General features: G+C 63.9%; 19 protein-coding genes. 9 read left to right on the forward strand and 10 right to left on the reverse strand.

The features are described 5' to 3' along the window. Window positions 1-20 precede the first annotated feature (20 nt). Window positions 21-1,643, reverse strand: coding sequence for an acyl-CoA synthetase (locus L6D75_RS14715; protein ID WP_176517322.1), 1,623 nt, complete (start codon window positions 1,641-1,643; stop codon window positions 21-23). 193 nt (window positions 1,644-1,836) lie between these two features. Between L6D75_RS14715 and L6D75_RS14720 the strand changes: the two genes are divergently transcribed. Together L6D75_RS14720 and L6D75_RS14725 are read left to right on the forward strand one after the other, a co-directional pair. Next, window positions 1,837-3,243 (forward strand): sensor histidine kinase, encoded by a 1,407-nt coding sequence (locus L6D75_RS14720; RefSeq protein WP_176517321.1) that lies wholly within the window; start codon window positions 1,837-1,839, stop codon window positions 3,241-3,243. A gap of 12 nt (window positions 3,244-3,255) precedes the next feature. Next, on the forward strand, window positions 3,256-3,876 hold the full coding sequence (locus tag L6D75_RS14725) for a response regulator transcription factor (protein WP_176517320.1): 621 nt from the start codon (window positions 3,256-3,258) through the stop codon (window positions 3,874-3,876). Window positions 3,877-4,155: 279 nt separating this feature from the next. Here L6D75_RS14725 and L6D75_RS14730 read toward each other — a convergent pair whose 3' ends face one another. After that, window positions 4,156-4,368: a hypothetical protein gene (locus L6D75_RS14730; protein ID WP_176517319.1), complete on the reverse strand. Its 213-nt coding sequence runs from the start codon at window positions 4,366-4,368 to the stop codon at window positions 4,156-4,158. Between L6D75_RS14730 and L6D75_RS14735 the strand changes: the two genes are divergently transcribed. The 6 genes from L6D75_RS14735 to L6D75_RS14760 all read left to right on the forward strand — a co-directional run bounded on the left by L6D75_RS14735 (window position 4,367) and on the right by L6D75_RS14760 (window position 11,635). After that, window positions 4,367-6,403: a lipase family protein gene (locus L6D75_RS14735; protein ID WP_176517318.1), complete on the forward strand. Its 2,037-nt coding sequence runs from the start codon at window positions 4,367-4,369 to the stop codon at window positions 6,401-6,403. The two genes, L6D75_RS14730 and L6D75_RS14735, sit on opposite strands and share 2 nt — an antisense overlap. A 17-nt stretch (window positions 6,404-6,420) precedes the next feature. Continuing rightward, on the forward strand, window positions 6,421-7,194 hold the full coding sequence (locus L6D75_RS14740) for a hypothetical protein (RefSeq protein ID WP_176517317.1): 774 nt from the start codon (window positions 6,421-6,423) through the stop codon (window positions 7,192-7,194). 290 nt (window positions 7,195-7,484) lie between these two features. Beyond that, a complete protein-coding gene (locus tag L6D75_RS14745; RefSeq protein WP_176517316.1) occupies window positions 7,485-7,958 on the forward strand; it encodes a MarR family winged helix-turn-helix transcriptional regulator in 474 nt (157 codons plus the stop codon). 32 nt (window positions 7,959-7,990) lie between these two features. Further along, on the forward strand, window positions 7,991-9,184 hold the full coding sequence (locus L6D75_RS14750; protein WP_176517315.1) for an HlyD/EmrA/EmrK family protein: 1,194 nt from the start codon (window positions 7,991-7,993) through the stop codon (window positions 9,182-9,184). Continuing rightward, window positions 9,181-10,716: a DHA2 family efflux MFS transporter permease subunit gene (locus tag L6D75_RS14755; protein ID WP_176517314.1), complete on the forward strand. Its 1,536-nt coding sequence runs from the start codon at window positions 9,181-9,183 to the stop codon at window positions 10,714-10,716. Before L6D75_RS14750 ends, L6D75_RS14755 begins: the two co-directional genes overlap by 4 nt. A 172-nt stretch (window positions 10,717-10,888) precedes the next feature. Continuing rightward, window positions 10,889-11,635, forward strand: a complete 747-nt coding sequence (locus L6D75_RS14760; RefSeq protein WP_176517241.1) for an SDR family oxidoreductase — start codon at window positions 10,889-10,891, stop codon at window positions 11,633-11,635. Window positions 11,636-11,645: 10 nt separating this feature from the next. Here L6D75_RS14760 and L6D75_RS14765 read toward each other — a convergent pair whose 3' ends face one another. The 5 genes from L6D75_RS14765 to L6D75_RS14785 form a co-directional block, all read right to left on the reverse strand. Then, window positions 11,646-13,730, reverse strand: a complete 2,085-nt coding sequence (locus L6D75_RS14765) for a PAS domain-containing protein (protein ID WP_176517242.1) — start codon at window positions 13,728-13,730, stop codon at window positions 11,646-11,648. A 71-nt stretch (window positions 13,731-13,801) separates the two neighbouring features. After that, the gene (locus tag L6D75_RS14770) at window positions 13,802-15,454 is read right to left on the reverse strand and encodes a PAS domain-containing sensor histidine kinase (protein ID WP_176517243.1); all 1,653 of its coding nucleotides are present in this window, start codon (window positions 15,452-15,454) and stop codon (window positions 13,802-13,804) included. Window positions 15,455-15,511: 57 nt separating this feature from the next. Beyond that, entirely contained in the window at window positions 15,512-16,921 is a 1,410-nt protein-coding gene (gene mapR / locus L6D75_RS14775; RefSeq protein ID WP_176517244.1) for a GntR family transcriptional regulator MpaR, read from the reverse strand. A 39-nt stretch (window positions 16,922-16,960) separates the two neighbouring features. After that, a complete protein-coding gene (gene ccoG / locus L6D75_RS14780; protein WP_176517251.1) occupies window positions 16,961-18,346 on the reverse strand; it encodes a cytochrome c oxidase accessory protein CcoG in 1,386 nt (461 codons plus the stop codon). A 122-nt stretch (window positions 18,347-18,468) separates the two neighbouring features. Next, window positions 18,469-18,708 (reverse strand): DUF3203 family protein, encoded by a 240-nt coding sequence (locus L6D75_RS14785; RefSeq protein ID WP_176517245.1) that lies wholly within the window; start codon window positions 18,706-18,708, stop codon window positions 18,469-18,471. 137 nt (window positions 18,709-18,845) lie between these two features. Between L6D75_RS14785 and L6D75_RS14790 the strand changes: the two genes are divergently transcribed. Beyond that, complete coding sequence (locus L6D75_RS14790) at window positions 18,846-19,364, forward strand: MgtC/SapB family protein (RefSeq protein ID WP_176517246.1); 519 nt, start codon at window positions 18,846-18,848, stop codon at window positions 19,362-19,364. Window positions 19,365-19,896: 532 nt separating this feature from the next. Here the strand turns inward: L6D75_RS14790 and L6D75_RS14795 are convergent. The 3 genes from L6D75_RS14795 to L6D75_RS14805 all read right to left on the reverse strand — a co-directional run bounded on the left by L6D75_RS14795 (window position 19,897) and on the right by L6D75_RS14805 (window position 22,267). Beyond that, window positions 19,897-20,796, reverse strand: coding sequence for a hydroxymethylglutaryl-CoA lyase (locus L6D75_RS14795; protein WP_176517247.1), 900 nt, complete (start codon window positions 20,794-20,796; stop codon window positions 19,897-19,899). A 20-nt stretch (window positions 20,797-20,816) separates the two neighbouring features. Then, window positions 20,817-21,215, reverse strand: coding sequence for a MerR family transcriptional regulator (locus tag L6D75_RS14800; RefSeq protein ID WP_176517248.1), 399 nt, complete (start codon window positions 21,213-21,215; stop codon window positions 20,817-20,819). A gap of 173 nt (window positions 21,216-21,388) precedes the next feature. Further along, window positions 21,389-22,267, reverse strand: a complete 879-nt coding sequence (locus tag L6D75_RS14805) for a helix-turn-helix domain-containing protein (RefSeq protein ID WP_176517249.1) — start codon at window positions 22,265-22,267, stop codon at window positions 21,389-21,391. Window positions 22,268-22,353: the final 86 nt, after the last annotated feature.

Here is a 22,353-nt window from a genome sequence, read left to right on the forward strand (position 1 = left end):
GCGATGGGGGCGCTACGGATTCAGAGGGCTTTGGCGCGGTCGCGCAGCACGTACTTCTGGATCTTGCCGGTCGAGGTCTTGGGCAGTTCGCCGAACACCACGGTCTTGGGCACCTTGAACCCGGCCAGGTGTTCGCGGCACCAGCCGATGATGTCGCTCTCGCGGGTATCCTCGTGCCCCGGCTTGAGCGCGACGAAGGCGCAGGGGGTTTCGCCCCACTTTTCATCGGCGCGTGCGACCACTGCGGCTTCCAGCACGGCGCGGTGCTTGTAGAGGGCGTCCTCGACCTCGATGGTGGAGATGTTCTCGCCGCCGGAAATGATGATGTCCTTGAGCCGGTCCTTGATCTCGACATAGCCGTCGGCATGCCACACCGCCAGGTCACCGGTGTGGAACCAGCCGCCACGGAAGGCCTCGGCGGTGGCTTCGGGGTTTTTCAGGTAGCCCTTCATCACCGTGTTGCCACGCATGAAGATCTCGCCCAGGGTGTTGCCGTCGCGCGCCACCGGTTCGAGGGTTTGCGGGTCGGCCACCATCAGGCCGTCGAGGGTCGGGTAGCGCACGCCCTGGCGCGACTTGATCCGCGCCCGGTCCTCCAGCGGCAGGTCCTGCCATTCATCGTGCCAGGCGCAGACCGTGACCGGGCCGTAGACCTCGGTCAGGCCGTAGGTGTGGGTGACGTGGATGCCCATTTCTTCAACGGCGCCGATCACCTTCGCCGGCGGCGCGGCGCCGGCGACCATGGCCTGTACCGGGTGCTCGATGGCCGCCTTGGCCGCCTCGGGCATGTTCACCAGGGCGTTGAGCACGATGGGCGCACCGCACAGGTGGGTGACCCGGTGCTCGCGGATCAGGGTGAGGATCTTCTGTGGGTCGACCCGGCGCAGGAACACGTGGGTGCCGGCCAGCGCGGTGATGGTCCAGGGGTAGCACCAGCCGTTGCAGTGGAACATCGGCAGGGTCCACAGGTACACCGGGCGGTGGCCCATGGCCCAGGTCATCTGGTTGCCGATGGCATTGAGGTAGGCGCCGCGGTGATGGTAGACCACGCCCTTGGGGTTGCCGGTGGTGCCGGAGGTGTAGTTGAGGGAGATCGCCTGCCACTCGTCGTCGGGCCATTCCCAGGCAAACTCCGGGTCGCCCTCGGCGAGCAGGGCTTCATAGTCCAGGTCGCTGACGGCGCGGCCTTCGCCATATTCAGGGTCATCCACGTCGACCACCAACGGCGGGTGTTCGAGCAGGCCCAGGGCCGCTTCGATGACCGCGTGGAACTCCCGGTCGGTGATCAGCACCTTGGCCTCGCCATGCTGCAGCATGAAGGCGATGGCTTCGGCGTCCAGGCGCACGTTGAGGGTATTGAGCACGGCGCCGATCATCGGCACGCCGAAGTGCGCCTCGAGCATCGCCGGGGTGTTGGGCAGCATCACCGCCACCGTGTCGCCGCGGCCGATGCCCCGCCCGGCCAGGGCACTGGCCAGGCGCCGGCAGCGCTGGTAGGTCTGGCGCCAGTCGCGGCGGATGGCGCCGTGGATCACTGCCGGGTAGTTGCCGTACACGGCAGCGGTGCGCTCGATGAAGCTCAGCGGGGTCAGGGCGACATGGTTGACGGCGGCGGGCATCAGGCCCTGGGAGAAGATCGACATGCAAAAGTCCTGTGTAGGAGGCACACGCAGCCTGTGCATGTGGCCCCCGATGGCTGATTGTTAGCTCTGTTCAGGGTGCGGGCAGCGCGCCGATTGGCCGCATGCCCCTGTCGCAGTTTTACGCGAGCCGCTATGGTAGATGGAATATCGACTATAGCAATATAGTAAAACTACTATAACAAGAGCCTTTGCCGTGGAAACCACCCCCACTGCCTTGCTTGCCAAGGACCCACAACCGAGCCTGTTGCTGGCCGCCGATGCCCGCGCGCTGGCGCTCAACCCCGCCTTGCAGGCGCTGATCCAGGGCGGCCCGCCGCTGGCCGACTGGCTGCCCAGCAATTGCCCGGCACTGGTGCGCGCCTGCCTGCGCCAGCACCGCGCGATTGCCGAGGTGGAAACCCAGGTGGGCGAGCGCATCGTGCTGTGGACGTTCATCCCCGATGACCAGGGCCAGCAGGTGCTGGCCCGCTGCCGCGAGGCCAGCGACGAGCGCCAGGCCGCCCGTGAAGCCAACCGCGCCCGGCGCCTGTATCGGCTGATCATCGAGAACACCACCGACCTGATCTCCCGGCACAGCCCCGATGGCCGCTTTCTCGATGCGTCACCGGCCGCCTACCGCCTGCTCGGCCTGTGGCCCGAGCAGCTGCGCGGCACGCCGGTGCTGGCCTTGCTGCACCCGCGTGAGCGCCGCCAGGCCCTGCGCCAGGCCGCCGCCGCACTGGATCAGGATGGCTACCACACCATGACCTGCCGGGTACGCCATGCCAGCGGTGGCTACCGCTGGTTCGAGATCGCCAGCCGGGCGATCCGCGAAACCTACACCGGCGCGGTGGTGGAGGTGGTTGCCGTGTCGCGCGACATCACCCTGCGCATCGAAGCCCAGGAAAACCTCGCCCACAGCGCCCGCCTGGCGACCTTGGGCGAATTGGCGTCGGGCATCGCCCACGAGATCAACCAGCCGCTGGCGGCGGTGGTCAACTACGCCAATGCCAGCCAGCGCTACCTGCAAGGGCTGGAGCGCGATCCGCAGGCGCGCGAACGGGTCGCCCAGGGTTTGCAGCGCATCACCGAGCAGGCCACCCACGCCGCCGAGGTGATCCGCCGCCTGCGGGCCTTTTTGCGCAAGGGGCCGCGGCGCCTGGAGGCGGTCGACCTGGCCGAGGTGGTGGCCGAAGCCATGCGCCTGTGCGCCTGGGAGGCGGCGCGCGAGCAAGTGAGTGTCGAGCTGCGCATCGCCGGGCAGATGCCTGCGGTGTTCGCCGACCGGGTGTTGCTCGAGCAAGTGCTGCTCAACCTGCTGCGCAACGCCATCGACGCCAACCGCGAGCAGCAGGGCGAACAGCCGTCGCGTATCCTGCTCGGCGCCGTGCGCGATGGCGACGGGGTGCTGGTGGAGGTGGCCGACCAGGGGCCGGGCGTGGCGCCGGAGCGCCTGGAGGCGATCTTCACGCCGTTCCATACCAGCAAGGCCGAGGGGCTTGGGCTGGGGTTGAGCATGAGCCGCAGCCTGATCGAGGGCTTTGGCGGCAGCTTGTGGGCGCGTGCAGGTGAAACCGGTGGGCTGGTGCTGTGCTGCCGGCTGGCAGTGAGCAGGGGATAAGGAGAAGGCAGGGTGCAAGCGAAGGTTTATGTGGTCGATGACGACCAGGGCATGCGCGATTCGACGGTGTGGCTGCTGGAGTCGGTGGGGCTTGAGGCCTTGGCGTTCGGCAGTGGCCAGGCGTTTCTCGAAGCCTGTGCCGACGACGGGCCGGCCTGTGTGCTGCTGGATGTGCGCATGCCGGGGCTGGGCGGCTTGGCGGTGCAGCAGGCGATGCGCGAGCGCGGCTTGGCGATCCCGGTGATTTTCGTCAGCGGCCACGCCGATGTGCCGATCGTGGTGCGGGCGTTCAAGGCCGGGGCCTGCGATTTCATTGAAAAGCCGTACAACGACCAGTTGCTGCTCGACAGCGTGCAGGCGGCGCTGGAGCGGGCAGGGCAGGCGCGCAAGGGCGACCAGGCGCTGGCGCAGGTGCAGGCGCGGATCGACGGGCTGACGCCGCGCGAGCGGGATGTGTTCGTGCCGCTGGCGCAGGGGTTGAACAACCGGGAGATTGCCGAGCGCTTGGGGGTCAGCGTGAAGACCGTGGATCTGTACCGGGGGCGGGTGATGAAGCGGTTGCAGGCCGAGAGCTTGGCGGAGTTGGTAGGCATGGCCATCGCCTGCGGCGCGGTGGAGGCGCTGAGGCGTTAATCGTTGATGCGCCACGGATTCTGTGTGAGCGGGCTTGCTCCCACGAAAAGGCCGGGCCGAATTGGGAGTTTTATGTAGGCAAAATTCCCACTCGCCGTAAGACACATCTATTTTCATGGAGAAGGATGGTCTGCATGGGAAATGTGCGCCAAGGTTCGAAACTTCACTGCAGTGGAGTTTCAAACCTTGGTGCGGGGTTTCTTTGATCATAACCAGCACAAACGGGTCGTGGGAGGCCAATGTTGCCTTCAGCCTGCACCCGCAGGTCTTGCTGACAGCTCACTTTCCAGTCTCGCCAGCCACTGCGCGATCGTGGCCGGTAGTACCGCAACTAACAGAAACAAACAGTGCTCGAAAATCTTCGAGCACTTCTTTCTCAGTCGCGGCGAGCCAAGGGCCAGTACTTTTTGTTCGACCAAGTGCTGGAATACCCACACGTGATCCTTCGATGCCTTTAAGGCAATAAATCCTTTGAATAGGTGACAAGTTCATGAACGAATTCCTCCATCGCACGGATACGCTCGGCTCGAGCAAGGTAGTTATTTGTGGAAAGCAAAAAACGCACTGGCTCGAGTTTCAGTTACTAGATGAACGCGGTGAGCCGCTGGCGCATATGCCCTATCGCGCCGAAAGCGATGCTACTCGCGCCGCCTGCGTACCGGTATACACTGGGTTGAGTGATGTCCACGGCGTAATTCGCCTGGAGGGGTTGCACCCGATTCGCATCAGCCTGAAGTTGGCAGCCGATCCGTTAGCCAAGCAACTGGCGACACGTCGTCTGCGTTCGAAAAGGCCTGAGCCCGCGCACCCTGGCTTAGGCGACCCCACACCTCTGCATGGCCCTCAGCGCCCAGGCTTTTCGCCGATCGAGCGCCAGGCGCTTGCCGCAGGTCATGCCTACCATTACCTGCGCATCGGGCAATTGTGCGATCAACTCCCCATCTTCGACCCACCGCTGACAGATGCAAATTCGCTACCGGTCTACCATTTCCCGGATCCGGATTATGAAGGTTTTAGTGTCGTTTACGAGGACTTGAACCGCCGTCATGTGCTGGAGATATGTCCTTTACGCGCATGGTCTCTTGTGCTTCACCATCAGCGTGACTACAGCTTGGCGAATGCTTACAACTTAGGCTTGATGAGTATCTTGTCTTACAGTAAATCGCCCGGTTTAGACAGGGGCTCAGTCAAGGATTTTTTTGAGCGACAATGTACAGATCTGTCACGCACACCGCGGGTTTTGGACAACGGCCAAGCTTGGCCATGCTTGGTCACAGACGTTCCCTTCGAGGAGCGCTACGCCGTCGCTGAGTTGTTGGATACTACCAGAGGGGTGCCACCGGAAGGTAATACTCAGCTGTTTTACGCGATTAGTGCAGCTCAGGTTTTGGTGGCTTGGCGAGGCACTGAAACAGATGGGGTGGACGATTTAATAACCGACCTTTCCTTTCGGCCAGTTCAACCGCAGGGCGCAGCAAGTTGCGAGCCTAGTGTACCTTGCCCCGAATTGACGGAGCTAGGCCGCGTACACCTAGGGTTTAGGAATGGATTTGAACTGGCAAGAAAAATTTACCCAGTGGACTTGGGGGAAATAATTTCTGAAAGTTCCAGGGATAAGCAAGTTTTTATATGTGGGCATAGCTTAGGTGGCGCCTTGGCGCTGATCCACGCAGCATCGCTGAAAGACGTCAACCCTCTGCTTCATACGTATGGAATGCCGCGCACTTTTACACTCAAGGCTGCTCAGAGTTTAAGTGGACTCATTCATTTTCGACACGTCAACGACTCTGATTTTGTCCCGCGCGTGCCCCCGGCAGCTGATCTAGATAGCAATTTGTATAAATTGTATGGGCCGTTGGGGACTACCCTGGGGTTTGCCTGGTCGGTAATGAAGTTGTCCATCAGCGCGGTGGTCAAACACGGTGACCCTTTTAGTCATCACGGTGAAATTGCTTTGTTTTTTTTGGCTGAGCAGCATGTCCAGCGTAGGGGGTCGCAGTACCCAGCCTATCGCAACAAAGAAGGGTTGGGCGCGCCCTACCACACAACCATTTCCCACCGGCTTCCAGAAAAAGCCAAGCTTTATCTAGTGCCTAGCCTGGATGAAACGGATAGTTTGCAGGCAGAGGAAGCCCAGAAGCGTTTGGTCAATTCGTTGGATAAGGACGGCAGGGACAGGTTTTTCCAGCCTTATAGCAACCCTAGGATGGGTTGGCGGATAAGTATCACCAAGCACTTCATGTCTGAGTATCAACCTTATCTTCACAACCAGTTGTTGGAATCTATCAACCCGCAACGAATACAGGCGCGTCAGCTTCAGCGACAAAAGTTCGAGCAACAGATGATTGAAAATAGTGGGAGAATTCCTGCGGATGAATATTCACGCAATCGCAGATTTCTCGATATGCATAGTCGTCTAGATCTCGCCTTACAGGTGACGCGCAAAGCTGAAGGCGGCGAGGATGCATTGCAAAGGTTCGATGGTGTAACGGATTCAACAGTTTATTATGAGAGAATTCACTCATAATCTAAAGGTGTGCTCAGATGCTAAAGAAAAATAATGTATGTCTGTTGGCTGTGTTCGTCAGTGTTAATGGGTGCGCTCTTGATCCAGCTCTTGTTCCGGTACTCAATGGTGAGCAGGTTACGGTGACGATCAAGGTGCCTGATGAACTCATCGCAGATGACATGCAGGTTATGTACCGCTCGACGCTGTGCACCTTCACTGACTATACCGCGAGTGGCGTGCCTTATCAGCGCGATGGCTATCAACGCATGGATATTCATTCGACGCGTCAGGGGATGAGTGATTTATATACGGCAACGTTGGCGGTGGACGGCGGTGGGGCGTGTAAGTGGCGCTTGAGCAACGCCACCTTTGGCGTCAAGTACAAAGATCCAAAAATATTTGGCGATGGTGTGTATTTCGGAGGAGGGGGCGGGGTCGTCGTTATATTCGATACAAATGATTCGGGACGAGGCGGCGCAGACAGAAAAGTGGAAGGGGATCTGATGCTGCGGCAGGATTATTATCCTTGGCTGCATGAGGGGTTTATAGGGGGTTATAAAAAAAGAGTCTATTTGGCAGGGGAGGGTTCGATCTATGTGAAATATCAGGCATTGCAGGCTCGGCGTGTGTATTTTGAACCCGTTCTCCATTCTGCTTTTGTGGTGAGTTCTAAGGGACCGAGGGAAAAGCAGGAGGGTAACCGAACAATTTTCTTCTATCCCGACGGCAGCAGATCCCCAGAACTTCAATTCAGGCCGAGCTTTCGCAAGTTGCAGGCCATTCGCCTTGCTGCCGAGGCAGAAAAATGAACCCAAGGCCTCCTATCGCGGCTCCCGTACCAGGTTGCGAGGTTTAGGCACAATCGAAACTACTGACACAACCGCTATCTGATCCAGTGAACCGCGCGATTGCCGAGCGCCATCAACCAGACGGCGGGGACACCGGTCACCCTCGCAGGCCAGAGCCACCGCCTAAACGGCTACAGCGCTGGGGGAAACTACGCTCCTTCCATGAAATTTTAGTTAGCCCACTAATCAAGGCTTTGACATTCACTGCCTAGGCAGTAATATTTTTAAACAATTGCCCGAGCCCACCGCCGATGTCCCATTTCACCCCGGAAAACTTCCAGACCTGCGCCATCGGCATGCTGCTGGGCCGGGCGGCGATCCTCAAGGACCGCATTCTCGATTGGCACCTCGAATCAGAGGGCGTCACCGCCGCGCAGTTCAAGGTGTTGATCATCGTCACCCAGTACCAGGTGGACACCCCGGCCGAGCTGTGCCGCTACCTGGGCCTGGACAGCGGTTCGATGACCCGCATGCTCGACCGCCTCGAGCACAAGGGCCTGATCCTGCGCAACCGCTGCGCCGATGACCGCCGCCAGGTGCGCCTGGCACTGACCGCCGACGGCCAGCGCCTGGCCGACCGCTTGCCGGAGATCGGCGCGGCGGCGATGAACGAACTGGTCGGCGTGCTGCAGCCTGACGAACTCAAGGCCCTCGAAGGCTTGCTGGCCAAGGTCCTGCTCGGTGCCGGCGACCCCCTGACGACACGCCGCTTCGGCGACCGTTGAACCCTGTTACGCATATTCACTAGGTACTCCCCATGGCCACTCCCGCAGACACCTCCACTCCCCCCGAAGCACCGCAGCCTTCGCGCAAGCGCAAGGTCTGGCTGCTCGGCCTGCTGCTGCTGGTGCTGCTCGGCGGCGCAGGCACCTGGGCCTGGTACAGCCTGGTCGGGCGCTGGCACGAGAGCACCGACGACGCCTACGTCAACGGCAACGTGGTGGAAATCACCCCGCTGGTGACCGGCACCGTCACCAGCATCGGCGCCGACGACGGTGACCTGGTGCATGCAGGCCAGGTGCTGCTGCAGTTCGACCCCTCCGACAGCGAAGTCGCCCTGCAGTCGGCCGAAGCCAAGCTTGCGCGCACCGTGCGCCAGGTACGTGGCCTGTACAGCAACGTCGATTCGCTCAAGGCCCAGCTGGAAACCCGCCAGGCCGAGCTGCAGAAGGCCCAGCAGAACTACAACCGGCGCAAGGTGCTGGCCGACAGCGGCGCAATCGCTGCCGAGGAAATCTCCCATTCGCGCGATGACCTGACCGTGGCCCAGGCCGCCGTCAACAGCGCCCGCCAGCAACTGAACACCAGCAGCGCACTGGTCGACGACACCGTGGTGTCTTCGCACCCCGAGGTCATGGCGGCGGCGGCCGACTTGCGCCAGGCCTACCTCGACCACGCCCGCACCACCCTGGTGGCGCCGGTCACAGGCTACGTGGCCAAGCGCACCGTGCAGCTTGGCCAGCGCCTGCAGCCGGGTACCGCGACCATGGCGGTGATCCCGCTGGACGAGGTGTGGATCGACGCCAACTTCAAGGAAACCCAGCTGCGCAACATGCGCATCGGCCAGCCGGTGGACGTCACCGCCGACCTGTATGGCGGCGAGGTCAAGTACAGCGGCACGGTCGACAGCCTGGGCGCCGGTACCGGCAGCGCGTTCGCCCTGTTGCCGGCACAGAACGCCACCGGCAACTGGATCAAGATCGTCCAGCGCGTGCCCGTGCGTATCCACCTGAGCCCCGACCAGCTCAAGGACCACCCGCTGCGCATCGGCCTGTCCACCGTGGTCGAGGTCGACCTGCACGACCAGAGCGGCCCGACCCTGGCCCAGCAACCGCCGCAGCAGGCCAGCTACAGCACCCAGGTGTATGACCGCCAGCTGGGCGAGGCCGACCAGTTGATCGCCCGGCTGATCCACGAAAACAGCGCCACCGGCAAGACGGCCCAGCGATGAGCGACAACGCCCCGGCCCAGTTCACCCCGCCGAGCCTGTTGCTGACCACCATCGGCCTGTCGCTGGCGACCTTCATGCAGGTGCTCGACACCACCATCGCCAACGTGGCGTTGCCGACCATTTCCGGCAACCTGGGGGTGAGCTACGAGCAGGGCACCTGGGTCATCACCTCGTTCGCGGTGAGCAACGCCATCGCCTTGCCGCTGACCGGCTGGCTCAGCCGCCGTTTTGGCGAGGTGAAGCTGTTCATCTGGGCCACGCTGCTGTTCGTGCTGGCGTCCTTCCTCTGCGGCATCGCCCAGTCGATGCCGGAGCTGGTGGGCTTTCGCGTGCTGCAGGGGGTGGTGGCCGGGCCGCTGTACCCGATGACCCAGACCCTGCTGATTGCCGTCTACCCGCCGGCCAAGCGCGGCATGGCCCTGGCGTTGCTGGCGATGGTCACGGTGGTGGCGCCGATCGCCGGGCCCATCCTCGGCGGCTGGATCACCGACAGCTACAGCTGGCCGTGGATCTTCTTCATCAACGTGCCCATCGGCCTGTTCGCCGCCGCCGTGGTGCGCCAGCAGATGCGCACGCGGCCGGTGGTCACCAGCCGCCAGCCGATGGACTACATCGGCCTGCTGACCCTGATCGTCGGTGTCGGTGCCTTGCAGGTGGTGCTCGACAAGGGCAACGACCTGGACTGGTTCGAGTCGTCGTTCATCATCGTCGGCAGCCTGATTTCGGTGGTGTTCCTGGCCATCTTCATCATCTGGGAGCTCACCGACCGGCACCCGGTGGTCAACCTGCGGTTGTTCGTGCACCGCAATTTCCGCATCGGCACGATGGTGCTGGTGGGGGGCTACGCGGGGTTCTTCGGCATCAACCTGATCCTGCCGCAGTGGCTGCAGACGCAGATGGGCTACACCGCCACCTGGGCGGGGCTGGCCGTGGCACCGATCGGGCTGTTGCCGGTGATCATGTCGCCGTTCGTGGGCAAGTACGCGCACCGCTTCGACTTGCGGGTGCTGGCGGGGCTGGCGTTCCTGGCGATTGGCGGCAGCTGCTACATGCGCGCCGGCTTCACCAGCGAGGTGGACTTCCAGCACATTGCCCTGGTGCAGTTGTTCATGGGCATTGGCGTGGCGCTGTTCTTCATGCCGACCTTGAGCATCCTGCTGTCGGACCTGCCGCCGCAGCAGATTGCCGACGGCTCGGGGCTGGCAACCTTCCTGCGCACCCTGGGCGGCAGCTTTGCCGCGTCGCTGACGACGTGGATCTGGATCCGTCGCGCCGACCAGCACCATGCCTACCTGAGCGAGCACATCAGCGAATTCGAGCCGGCCACGCGGCACACGCTGGAGCACATGGGCGGGGCCAGCCCGCAGAGTTACGCGCAGCTCGAGCAGATACTCAACGGGCAGGCCTACATGATGTCGACGGTGGATTACTTCACCTTGATGACCTGGGTGTTCGCGGGGTTGATCCTGCTGGTGTGGCTGGCCAAGCCACCCTTTACCGCCAAGGCGGGCCCGGCGTCGGCGGGGCATTGAGGTTCGCCTTGGGAGCGGGGTGATGTTGAGATCGCGCGCCGCGCGGGCGGCGCTCGATTTCTGCCTCACCCCACCCCTCAAGCCAAGCCCCACCAGCCCCAACCCAATCTATTCCCATGAAATAACTTTTCCCCTATTGTCGAGGCTCCTTTCCTACACGATTGGCAGTTTCATGGAGAAAGTGATCGTCATCACCGGCGCCAGCCGTGGCATCGGCGCCGCCACCGCGTTGCAGGCCGCCCAGCAGGGCTACCGCATCTGCATCAACTACCACGCCGACGACCAGGCCGCCGAACAGCTGCTGGCCCAGGTGCGTGCACTGGGCGCCGAGGCCATCTGCGTGCGTGCCGATGCCAGTGTCGAGGACGAGGTGATCCAGCTGTTCCACCGCGTCGATCACGAACTCGGCCCGGTCACCGCGCTGGTCAACAACGCCGGCACCATCGGCCAGCAGAGCCGCGTCGAGGACATGTCGGAGTTTCGCCTGCTCAAGGTGATGAAGACCAACGTCGTCGGCCCGATGCTGTGCGCCAAGCACGCCTTGCTGCGCATGTCACGCCGGCATGGCGGCCAGGGCGGGGCGATCGTCAATGTGTCGTCGGTCGCCGCCCGCCTGGGCTCGCCCAACGAATATGTCGACTACGCCGCCTCCAAGGGTGCGCTGGACACCTTCACCCTGGGCCTGGCCAAGGAAGTCGCAGGCGAGGGCGTGCGGGTCAACGGTGTGCGCCCGGGCTACATCCACACCGGCTTCCACGCGCTGTCCGGTGACGCCGACCGGGTGAGCAAGCTCGAAGCCGGCTTGCCCATGGGCCGCGGTGGCCAGCCCGAAGAAGTGGCCGAGGCGATTCTCTGGCTGCTGTCGGAGAAGGCGTCCTATTCCACCGGCAGCTTCCTCGACCTGGGCGGCGGGCGCTGACCCAGGCGGCTCAGGGCAACTGGCCGTCCAGCAACTGCTGCACGCGCTCGGCCAGGGCCTGCAGTTCGAAGGGCTTGGTCAGCACGCTGGTACCTTGCAGCAATTGCCCGTCGTTGAGCGCGGCACTTTCATCGTAGCCGGTGATGAACAGCACCTTGAGGTCGGGGTGCTGCTGCCGGCAACGTTCGGCCAACTGGCGGCCATTGAGCCCACCGGGCAGGCCGATGTCGCTGAGCAGCAGGTCCGGGCGCTCGGCATCCTGCAGGTGGGCCAGCGCGGCCGGGCCGTTCTCGAAGGCCTCGACCTGATAACCCAGCTCTTCCAGCACATCGCCAACGATCATGCGCAGCGCGGCCTGGTCCTCCACCAGCACAATGCGTTGCCCACCCGCACATGGCTCGCGGCGCGCCTGTTGCAGCCCAGCCGCTGACGCAGGGGCCGGCGGTTGTGCGTGCTGATGATGGCGCGGCAGGTACAGCTCTACGCGGGTACCGCTGCCTGGCGTCGACAGCAGGCGCAGTTGGCCACCTGACTGGCGCACGAAGCCGTAGGTCATCGACAGCCCCAGGCCGGTGCCCTGGCCCATGGGCTTGGTCGAGAAGAACGGGTCCAGCGCCCGCGCGGCGATGTCTGCGCTCATGCCTCGGCCATTGTCCACCACGCTCAGGCGCAGGTAGTCGCCGGCGGGCAGTTCCAGCAGCCGCGCCTGCTCGCCTTCAAGGCTGATGTTTTCGCCGAGGATGTCGATCACACCGCCCGCCGGCAGCGCATCGCGGGCATTGATGCACAGGTTGAGCAGCGCGCTCTCCAGCTGCGGCGGGTCGATGAAGGTCGGCCACAAGGCACTGTCGAAGTGGCTGTGCAGGCTGATGGCCGGGCCAATGGTGCGGCGCAGCAGCTCTTCCATGCCGGTGACCAGTGCCGTGACCTGGGTGGCAGTGGGTTGCAAGGTCTGCTGGCGGGAGAAGGCCAGCAGCCGGTGCACCAGCGAGGAGGCCCGTTGCGCGGAGCTATTGGACAGCGCCAGCAACGGCGCCAGTTCGTCGTGGCGCTCTTGCTGCAGGCGTTGCTGCATCAGCTCCTGGGCATTGAGGATGCTGCCCAGCAGGTTGTTGAAGTCGTGGGCGATACCGCCGCTGAGCTGGCCGACGGCTTCCATCTTCTGCGCCTGGCGCAGCGCTTGCTCGGCCTTGGCCAGGCGCTGCTGTTCCTTGACCCGATCACTGATCTCGTAGGCGAACAGGTAGGCGCCTTGCACGCTGCCGTCCTGGTCGCGCAGGGCATTGAAGCGCAGTTCGTAATGGCGTCGGTCGTGCTCCGGGCCGAAGGCGGCGATCTCGATGAAGCGCTCGCCGCCCAGTGCGCGGCGCCAGAAGGCCAGGGCCTGCTGGGAATCGGTTGGGGCGTTGTCCATCAGGCTTGGCATGTACTCGCCCACTTCCGGCGTGTGGCCGTAGAGCGTGTGAAAGTCCTGCTTGGCCTGGCGGTTGACCGCCAGCCAGCGCATGCCATTGTCGATCACATGGACGTTGACCACCGACTGCTCGACCAGCTCGGCGAACAGGCGGCGCTCGGCCAGCGCCGCGCTGACCCGTTGTTCGAGCTCTTCGTTGAGCTGTTGCAAGGCCTGTTCGGCCATGCGCCGCGCGGTCACATCCTTGAACAGCACCGCCACCTGGCGCCGCTCGGGCGGCTCGACGCGAAACGTGGTCACCGACAGTACGTGGCCGGTGGCCACCAGCTCCTGCTCGAACTGCAATGGCTGGCCGGTGCGCAGCACCCCCCCGTAGCGTTGCACCCAGAGATCGGCCTCGTCGGCCACCATTTCGCGCAGCTTCTTGCCGACCACGTTGGGAATGCCGGCGTGCTTGGCGTACGCGGCGTTGGCCAGCACGTGCACGTAATCGCTGAGCGGGCCGTGGGGGCCATCGAAGAACTCGATGATGCAGAAGCCTTCGTCCATGGTGTCGAACAGAAAGCGGTAGATGTTCTGGTCCTGGTCCTGGCGCTGTACCAGGCGGGCCTCCAGTTGCGCGTTGCGCTGCTGGAGTGCTTCGATTTGCTGTTGCAGGGCGAGTGGATCGCGCGATGGCATGCCGACTTCCGACAGAAAACTGAACTGACTGGCAATGACTTTAGCCTGCCCTGTGCCAGGTGCATAGCGGCTTACCGGGTGTTGCGCAGGTTTCCCAGCAGGCGGTCGACGTGCTGCTTGAGCACGGACAGGGCGAATGGCTTGTAGAGCAAGTCGGTGCGGCCGTTGGGCCAGGTCTTGTTCTTGCCCTTCCATTCGCTGTAGCCGGTGATGAACAGCACTGCCACTTCGCCAGGCGAGCTCAGGCAGGTGGCGGCCAGCTGATGGCCATCGACGCCGCCGGGCAGGCCGATGTCGGTAATCAGCAGGTCAGGTTGCAGCCCCCCGTGCAGGGCATTGAGCGCAGTTTGGCCGTCGGCGAACACGTGCACTTCGTGGCCGCTGTCCTCGAGCACTTCGCCGATCAGCAGGCGCAGGGTGTCCTGGTCTTCCACCAGCATCACCCGATGCCGGCTTGGCTCGCGGGTGGGGGCCACTATCGGGCGCTCCGCCGCCGCGACCAGGGCGTCGTAATCCCTGGGCAGGTACAGGGCGACCCGGGTGCCTTGCCCCGGTGTGCTGGTGATGCGCAGCTGGCCGCCGGACTGGCGAACGAAGCCGTACACGATCGACAGCCCCAGCCCGGACCCTTGGCCCAGTGGCTTGGTGGTGAAAAACGGCTCGAGCGCACGTTGCGCCACCTGCGCGGTCATGCCCGCGCCATTGTCGCTGACGGTGATCCGCAGGTACTGGCCGGGTGCAAGCTCCAGGGCTCGCGCCTGCTCCTCGTCGAGCGGGGCGTTTTCGCAGCCGATGCGCAGCGAGCCGCCCAAGAGCATGGCGTCGCGGGCATTCAGGCAGAGGTTGAGCAAGGCGTTTTCCAGCTGTGGCGGGTCGATGCGCACCAGCCATTGGCCGGGCAGGGTTTCGTCGCTGAAGCTGATGTGCGAGGCGAGCGAGCTGTTGATCAGGTCGCGCATGCCTTCTACCAGCAGTTGCACGTCCACGGCCTGGGGCACCAGCTTCTGCTGGCGGGCGAAAGCCAGCAGGCGCTGGACCAGCGTAGCGGCGCGCTCGGTGTTGTGCCGCGCGGTGCTGAGCAGGCGCTGGCTGTCGGCCAGGCGATGTTCGCTTTGCCGCTGCTCGGCCATTTCCAGGGCGGCGAGAATGCCGCCCAAAAGGTTGTTGAAGTCGTGGGCGATGCCACCGGTCAGTTGCCCGACCGCTTCCATTTTCTGCGATTGGCGCAAGGCCTCTTCGGTTTCCCGCAGGCGCTTCTGCTCGACCACCCGCTCGGTGATGTCATAGGCGAACAGGTAGCCGCCCTGGATCTGCCCTTGCGCATCGCGCAGCGGGGTGTAGCGCACCTCGTAGTGGCGGTGCAGGTCGGCCGGGCCCAAGCTGATGACATCGACGAACGCTTCGCCGGCCAGCACCCTTGGCCATACCGGTTCGAGTTGGTGGGTGATGTCCGCTTGCCCGGCCAGAAACTGCGGGATGTGGTCGCCCACCTTGGGCGCGAAGCCGCGGTAGCGCTTGAAGGTTTCCTGCGCGGTGCGGTTGATGGCCAGCAGGCGCAGGCTGCGGTCGGCGGCGAACACATTGGCCACGCTGTGATCGACCAGTTCGCCCAGCAGCTTGTTGTTGGCCTGGGCCTGGTCGATGCGTTGCGCGCATTGCGCTTCAAGCTCGGCAACCTTCGCCTGAAGCTGCTCGATGCTGAGGGCGGGCTGATCCTGCGGCATGGGAACGCTCCGGTTTGCGGGTCGTTCGAATATAGCCGCTGGGCTGGCTGTTTGCCTTCAGAAGGAGCGAATGATGCGCCCCAAGGTTTCCATCGCGCTTTCGGCCGTGGCATTCCAGGGGCTGCCGTAGTTCAGGCGGATGCAATTGCCAAAGCGCCGGGTGGGCGAGAAGATCGGCCCCGGGGCGATGCTGATGCCTTGGGCCAGGGCCATGTGAAACAGCTTCAGGGCATCCATCTGCTCGGGCAGCTCCAGCCACAGGAAGTACCCGCCGGCCGGCTGACTGACCCGGGTCTGCGCCGGAAAGTGCCGGGCGATGGCGGCGAGCATGTTGGCCTGCTGGCCTTCCAGGGCGTAGCGCAGCTTGCGCAGGTGGCGGTCGTAGCCGCCGTGCTGCAGGTAGTCGGCGATGGCCGCCTGGGCTGGCATCGAGGCGCACAGCGAGGTCATCAGCTTGAGCCGCTCGATCTTCTGCGCAAAGCGCCCGGCCGCCACCCAGCCGATGCGGTAGCCCGGCGCCAGGCTCTTGGCGAACGAGCCGCAGTGCATCACCAGGCCCTGGGTGTCGAAGGCCTTGGCCGGCTTGGGCGCCTGCTGCGCGTAGTACAGCTCGGCATACACATCGTCTTCGATCAGCGGCACCTGGTGGCGGCGCAGCAGTTCGACCAGCGCCTGCTTCTTCGCCTCGGGCATGCTCGCGCCCACCGGGTTCTGGAAGTTGGTCATGCACCACACGGCCTTGACCGGGTGCTTGTCCAGGGTCTGGGCCAGCACCGCCAGGTCCATGCCTTCGCGCGGCTGCACGGGGATTTCCACCGCCTTGAGCTTGAGCCGTTCGAGCACCTGCAGGCAGGCATAGAAGGCCGGCGCCTCGATGGCCACCAGGTCGCCCGGCTCGGTCACCGCCTGCAGGCACAGGTTCAAGGCTTCCAGCGCGCCGTTGGTGATCAGCAGTTCTTCCATCGGCAGCATCAGCCCGCCGACCATGTAGCGCAGGGCGATCTGCCGGCGCAGTTGCGGGTTGCCGGGCGACAGGTCGGTGACCACCATGCGCGGGTCCATGGCCCGGCTGGCACTGGCCAGCGAGCGCGACAGGCGCTGCAGCGGGAACAGCTCGGGGCTGGGGAAGGCCGAGCCGAAGGGCACGGTGCTTGGGTCCTTGATCGATTCGAGGATGGAGAACACCAGCGCGCTGACATCCACGTCGGTCGATTCGCTCTGTGGCTCCAGCGCCTGGGGTTCGCTGAACGGCAGCGGGGCGTGGGCGTTGACGAAGTAGCCCGAACGCGGCCGCGCGCGGATCAGCCCGCGGCGCTCGAGCAGGTAGTAGGCCTGGAACACCGTCGAGGGGCTGACGCCGTGGGTCTGGCTGGCATAGCGCACCGAAGGCACGCGCTGGCCGGGGCCGAGCACCCCGGAGCGGATCAGTTCGGCAATGTCGTCGGCGAAGCGTTCGTAGCGTTTCATGGGGGCTCGGCAGGCAAGGTGAACGTTGAGTGTAAGGGATCAGCGGTTGATCGGCGCCACGAAGCGGCTGTGGGCCACGCTGCGCACCTCGGGTTGGTCGCTGTCCTGGATTTCGAAGGCCAGCTCCTGCGAGCTGCTGCTCGGGCGGTCGGCCAGCAGGGCCACCGATACCGGCAGCTCGGCCATCTCGCCGGCGGGCACGATCAGCTCGGTGCGCCCTTGCAGGGCAAAGCCTTCGGCATCCAGCAGGCGCAGGTGGTAGCGCTGGGGCTGTTCGGTCTTGTTGATGACTTTGAGCAGGTAGATGTTCTCGATCTGGCCCTGGGCATTTTCGCGGAACAGGCCGCGGTCCTTGATCACGTCCAGCGACACCATCGGGCGCAGCTGCAAGGCCAGCACCAGCGCCGCGATCATCACCAGCAGCGCCGCGGCATAGCCCAGCAGGCGCGGGCGCAACCAGTGGGTGGTGCCGCCTTGCAGGCTGTGCTCGGACTTGTAGCCGATCAGGCCACTGGCATAGCCCATCTTGGCCATGACGTTGTCGCAGGCATCGATGCAGGCCGCGCAGCCGATGCAGGCCATCTGCAGGCCGTCGCGGATGTCGATGCCGGTGGGGCAGACCTGCACGCACAGGGTGCAGTCGATGCAGTCGCCCAGGCCCTGGGCGCGGGCATCGCTGCCTTTCTTGCGCGCGCCGCGGGTTTCGCCGCGGCGCGGGTCGTAGGCCACGGCCAGGGTGTCCTTGTCGAACATCACGCTCTGAAAGCGCGCATAGGGGCACATGTGCAGGCACACCGCTTCGCGCAGCCAGCCGGCGTTGATGTAGGTGGCGGCGGTGAAGAACAGCACCCAGAACAGCGCCACGCCACCCAGCTGCAGGGTGAACAGCTCCTGGGCCAGGGGGCGGATCGGGGTGAAGTAGCCGACGAAGGTCAGCCCGGTGAGCACGCCGATGGCCAGCCACAGGCCGTGCTTGAGCGTGCGCCGGGCCAGCTTGCCCAGGCTCCAGGGCGCGGCGGCGAGCTTGATGCGCTGGTTGCGGTCGCCTTCGGTGACCTTTTCGCACCACATGAACAGCCAGGTCCACACGCTTTGCGGGCAGCTGTAGCCGCACCACACGCGGCCGGCGTAGACGGTGATGGCGAACAGGCCGAAGGCGGCGATGATCAGCAGCGCCGACAGGAGGATGAAATCCTGCGGCCAGAAGGTGCTGGCAAAGATGTGGAACTTGCTGCTGGCCAAGTCCCACAGCACGGCCTGGCGGCCGTTCCAGTCGAGCCAGGCGGTGCCGAAGAACAGCACGAACAGCGCCCCGGCAAAGCCGATGCGCAGGTTGCGATACAGGCCGGTGAAGCTGCGGGTATGGATGCCGCTGACGCTCGGGCGCTTGCCAGCGATCTGGATGACGTCGATTTTCTCGTACATGGCTACGGTGCTCATCAGGCCTCTATCAGGCCAGAGCACTATGGCCCCCAAGCTGTTTTCAGCACAGGCTCAGGTTGCGCGTTTAAAACCGTATCAGATGGCCAGCGATGGCCGCTGAACCCTTAAATCACGGAGCCTGGAACGCTGGCCTTCAGATGCCTGCGGCTATCCACCGCACCGGCCACGGTGAGCGCATCGGCCTCGGCTTCGGTGATCGGCACGCGGTTACCGGCCAGCAGTGCCACGGACATGTGCAGCTGCTCATCGGTGACGATTTCGATGTCCGGGCCCTGGCCTTCGATGCGCAGGTCCTGGCCGATGAGGGTGCAGCGCTGGGTGCTTTGTTCGATTTCGACGGGCATGGGGCGGTCCTCCGGGGTGCGGTTACAGGTGGGACTGCGGGCGTTGGCAGGTTGCTGCATCGATCCGCCAGGCGGGCACTTTGTTGCCCTGCGGCAGGTCAACCCTGTGAAGCCCACAGTGGATCGAGAGAAAGGCGATGGACGTCATCTGGCAAACGCTGCAAGCGGAATTCGCCGACATCACCGACGAAGCCGAAATCACCCGCATCCTCTTGCGCCTGTCGATGGCGGCGATCCTGGGCGCGGTGCTGGGTTTTGAACGCGAGAGCAAGGGCAAGTCGGCCGGTGTGCGCACGCACATGCTGGTGTCGATGGGCGCGGCGCTGTTCGTGCTGGCGCCGAGCATGGCCGGTGCTGACGAGCAGGCACTGAGCCGGGTGATCCAGGGCATCGTCGCCGGTATCGGTTTTCTTGGGGCGGGCACCATCTTGAAAGGCAATGGCCAGGACACCAGCCACGTCAAAGGCCTGACCACGGCCGCCGGGCTGTGGATGACCGCCGCCATTGGTACGGCAGCCGGCATGGGGCGCGAGGCCACGGCACTGATCAGCACCTTGCTGGCGCTGCTGGTGCTGGCGACGATGCCGTTGCTGGTGGACAAGCTGGAGGCACAAGAGGAGGACAAGCGCAGGGAGGAGGAGGGCAGGAAGCACTGAGGGGAGCCGAAGCTCCCCTCAAAGCGTTGTTGCCTGCTCTTTTATTATTATTGAAGACCGGCCTTTTGTTGTTTTTGTAAGCCTGCCTTGTGTTGCGGGCGACCCCCATGCGGGGTCAAGAGCAAACGTATTTTTTTGAGCGCTGACCTGCTGTCATCATGCTGATCCGATCCTGACTGCCGCTACCTGGAGGTAGTTTTGTTGTTCTGTGTCAGATCGCGGGGCGAGCCCCTGAAAAGCCTGTCGACTCCAAAAAAATCTGCTTGCTACGCCTCTGCCGTGTTGTTCTTGTTATGTCAGAGCCGTTACCTGTTGTTTTTATTGGGTGTCACGTTTTTTGTTGTTGTTGTACGAAAGATATAGCAGGTGCCGTGCCAACTTTTCAAAAGCCTTTAAAATCAAGGGCTTGAGCAAAATGGCGAAAAACCGGTGGCCTGAAATTCTGTCGAATTGTTTCCCTGTTACCCGATTTTTTGCTGGAGTGGGCGGCAGCGGTAACACTGCACCCACACTCTTGTGACAACCGTGTGAATCACTGGGCGCTGCGTGCCCGCGCCACCCGCGAGCCGTTGGCCCGGCCCAGCACCTGGCTGATGCGCTGCCCGGCCGCGATCAGTGCGTCGAGGTCGATACCGGTTTCGATACCCAGCCCCTGCAGCAGGTACAGCACATCCTCCGTGGCAATGTTGCCGGTGGCGCCCTTGGCATACGGGCAGCCGCCCAAACCTGCCACGGAGCTGTCGAACACGCTGATGCCTTCGAGCAGGCTGGCGTACACATTGGCCAGGGCCTGGCCGTAGGTGTCGTGGAAGTGCCCGGCCAGCTGCGCGCGCGGCACAAGCGCCGAGACCACCTCGAACAGGCGGCGGGTATCGCCTGCGGTGCCGGTGCCGATGGTGTCGCCCAGCGACACTTCGTAGCAGCCCATGTCGTGCAGCGCCTTGGCCACCGGGGCCACCTGTTCGGCGCTGACCTTGCCTTCATAAGGGCAGCCGAGCACGCAGGAGACGTAACCGCGCACGCGCACGCCGTGGCTGCGCGCCGCCGCCATGATCGGTTCGAAACGGTTCAGGCTCTCGCTGATCGAGCAGTTGATGTTGCGCTGGGAAAACGCCTCGGAGGCCGCCGCGAACACCGCCACTTCCTTCACGCCCGCCGCCAGGGCGTCTTCGAAACCGCGCAGGTTCGGGGCCAAGGCGGCATAGGTAACGCCGGGGCGCTGGCTGATGGCGGCGAACACCTCGGCCGAACCTGCCATCTGCGGCACCCACTTGGGCGACACGAAACTGCCCACCTCGATGTAGCCCAGCCCGGCAGCGCTGAGGTCGTCGACCAGGCGCACCTTGTCGGCGACGCTGATGGGTTGGGCTTCGTTCTGCAGGCCGTCGCGGGGGCCGACTTCGACCAGGCGGACTTTTTCGGGCAAGGACATGGCGGGGTTCCTGTGGCGGGTCAACGGTTGTCGTTATTGTTCAAGGTGGCGGCCAGGGCCTGCTCGCAGCGCTCCTGGGCGGTGTCCAGTTCCAGTTGCATCTGGTGGATGTCGAGCATCTGCTGCTCCAGCTGGGCGCGGCGCTCGGCGATTTTCGCCAGCATGCTGTTGAGCTGCTTGAGGTTGCCGCTGCTGGGGTCGTACAGCTCGATCAGTTCGCGGCATTCGGCCAGCGAGAAACCGATGCGCTTGCCGCGCAGGATCAGCTTCAGGCTGACCTTGTCGCGGGGCGAATAGATGCGCTCCAGGCCGCGGCGCTCGGGGCTGAGCAGGCCCTGTTCCTCGTAGAAGCGAATGGCGCGGGTGGTGATGTCCAGCTCGCGGGACAGGTCGGAGATGCTGTAGGTCTGGCTGCTCATGCTCGGGCTCGGCGTGGGGTATGGCGGTATCCTGAGGGCAGGTTGACGTATACGTCAAGCAGGGCTGTGTCGGTTTTGCTGGCCCTATCGCCGGCAAGCCGGCTCCCACAAGTGCTGCGCTGTACCTGTGGGAGCCGGCTTGCCGGCGATAGGGCCAGAACAGGCAAAGCCATTCACTCAGGCTGCACCGAACGCCGATAGCCATTGGGGGTCTGCCCACTCAGGCGCTTGAAGAACCGCGCAAAGTACGTCGGGTCACTGAACCCCAGGCTATCGGACAGCTGCCCGATGCTCATGCGCGTGTACACAAGGTTGCGCCGCGCCTCCAGCAGCAGCCGCTGGTGCACCACCTGCAGCGCCGTCTGCGCGCACAACGCCCGGCACAGCTGGTTGAGTTGCAGGCTCGGAATGTTCAGGCGCGCGGCAAAGTCCTCCACCGACAGGTGCTCGCGGTAATGCGCCTCGACCAGGCGCAGGTACTGCCCCAGCAACTGCCGGTCACGCTCGTCGCGGTTGCGCGGCGCCTGGCCCTGTTGCTGGCAGCGGCTGATCCACACCATCAGCGCCGTCACCAGGGCTTCGAGCAAGGCCGCGCGCCCGGGGGCGTGGCCCTGGTACTCCTGCTGCAGGGTGTCGATCAGGTTGCGCAGGCGCCCGCGGTCCTGGCCCAGCGGGTAGCACGCCGCCTTGGCCAGCACGCCCAGCGGCGTGCCCAGGCGTTGTTCCAGGGCCGCCACCAGGGCCGTGCCGAAGGTCAGCACGTGCCCCTGGATATCGGCGCTGAAGCGAAAACCATGCACCGTCAACGGCGGCACCACCTGGATCGCCGCCTCGGCAATGACGCTGCGCACGCCCTCGATCTCAACTTCGGCCCGGCCGCGTTGCACATAAAGCAGCTGAAACAGCTCGGCGTGCTGGTGCGCCTTGATCTCCCAATGGTGCAGGCGGCTGCGCGCCGGGATCGACTCGCAATGCAGCAGGTCGGTGCCGGGCCAGGCCTGGTTTTCACCATACAGCTGGAACAACGGGACGCCGGAAAGGGTGGATGGCATGGGCGAATGGCCTGTTCGTTAATCGAACCAATTTTGTAAAAGTGCAGTTTTCTTATGGAATAGCACACCTATTTGGCTGCTTTAGC

It is taken from the genome of Pseudomonas faucium, from assembly GCF_021602585.1.
In the GTDB taxonomy this organism is placed as follows: Bacteria; Pseudomonadota; Gammaproteobacteria; order Pseudomonadales; family Pseudomonadaceae; genus Aquipseudomonas; species Aquipseudomonas faucium.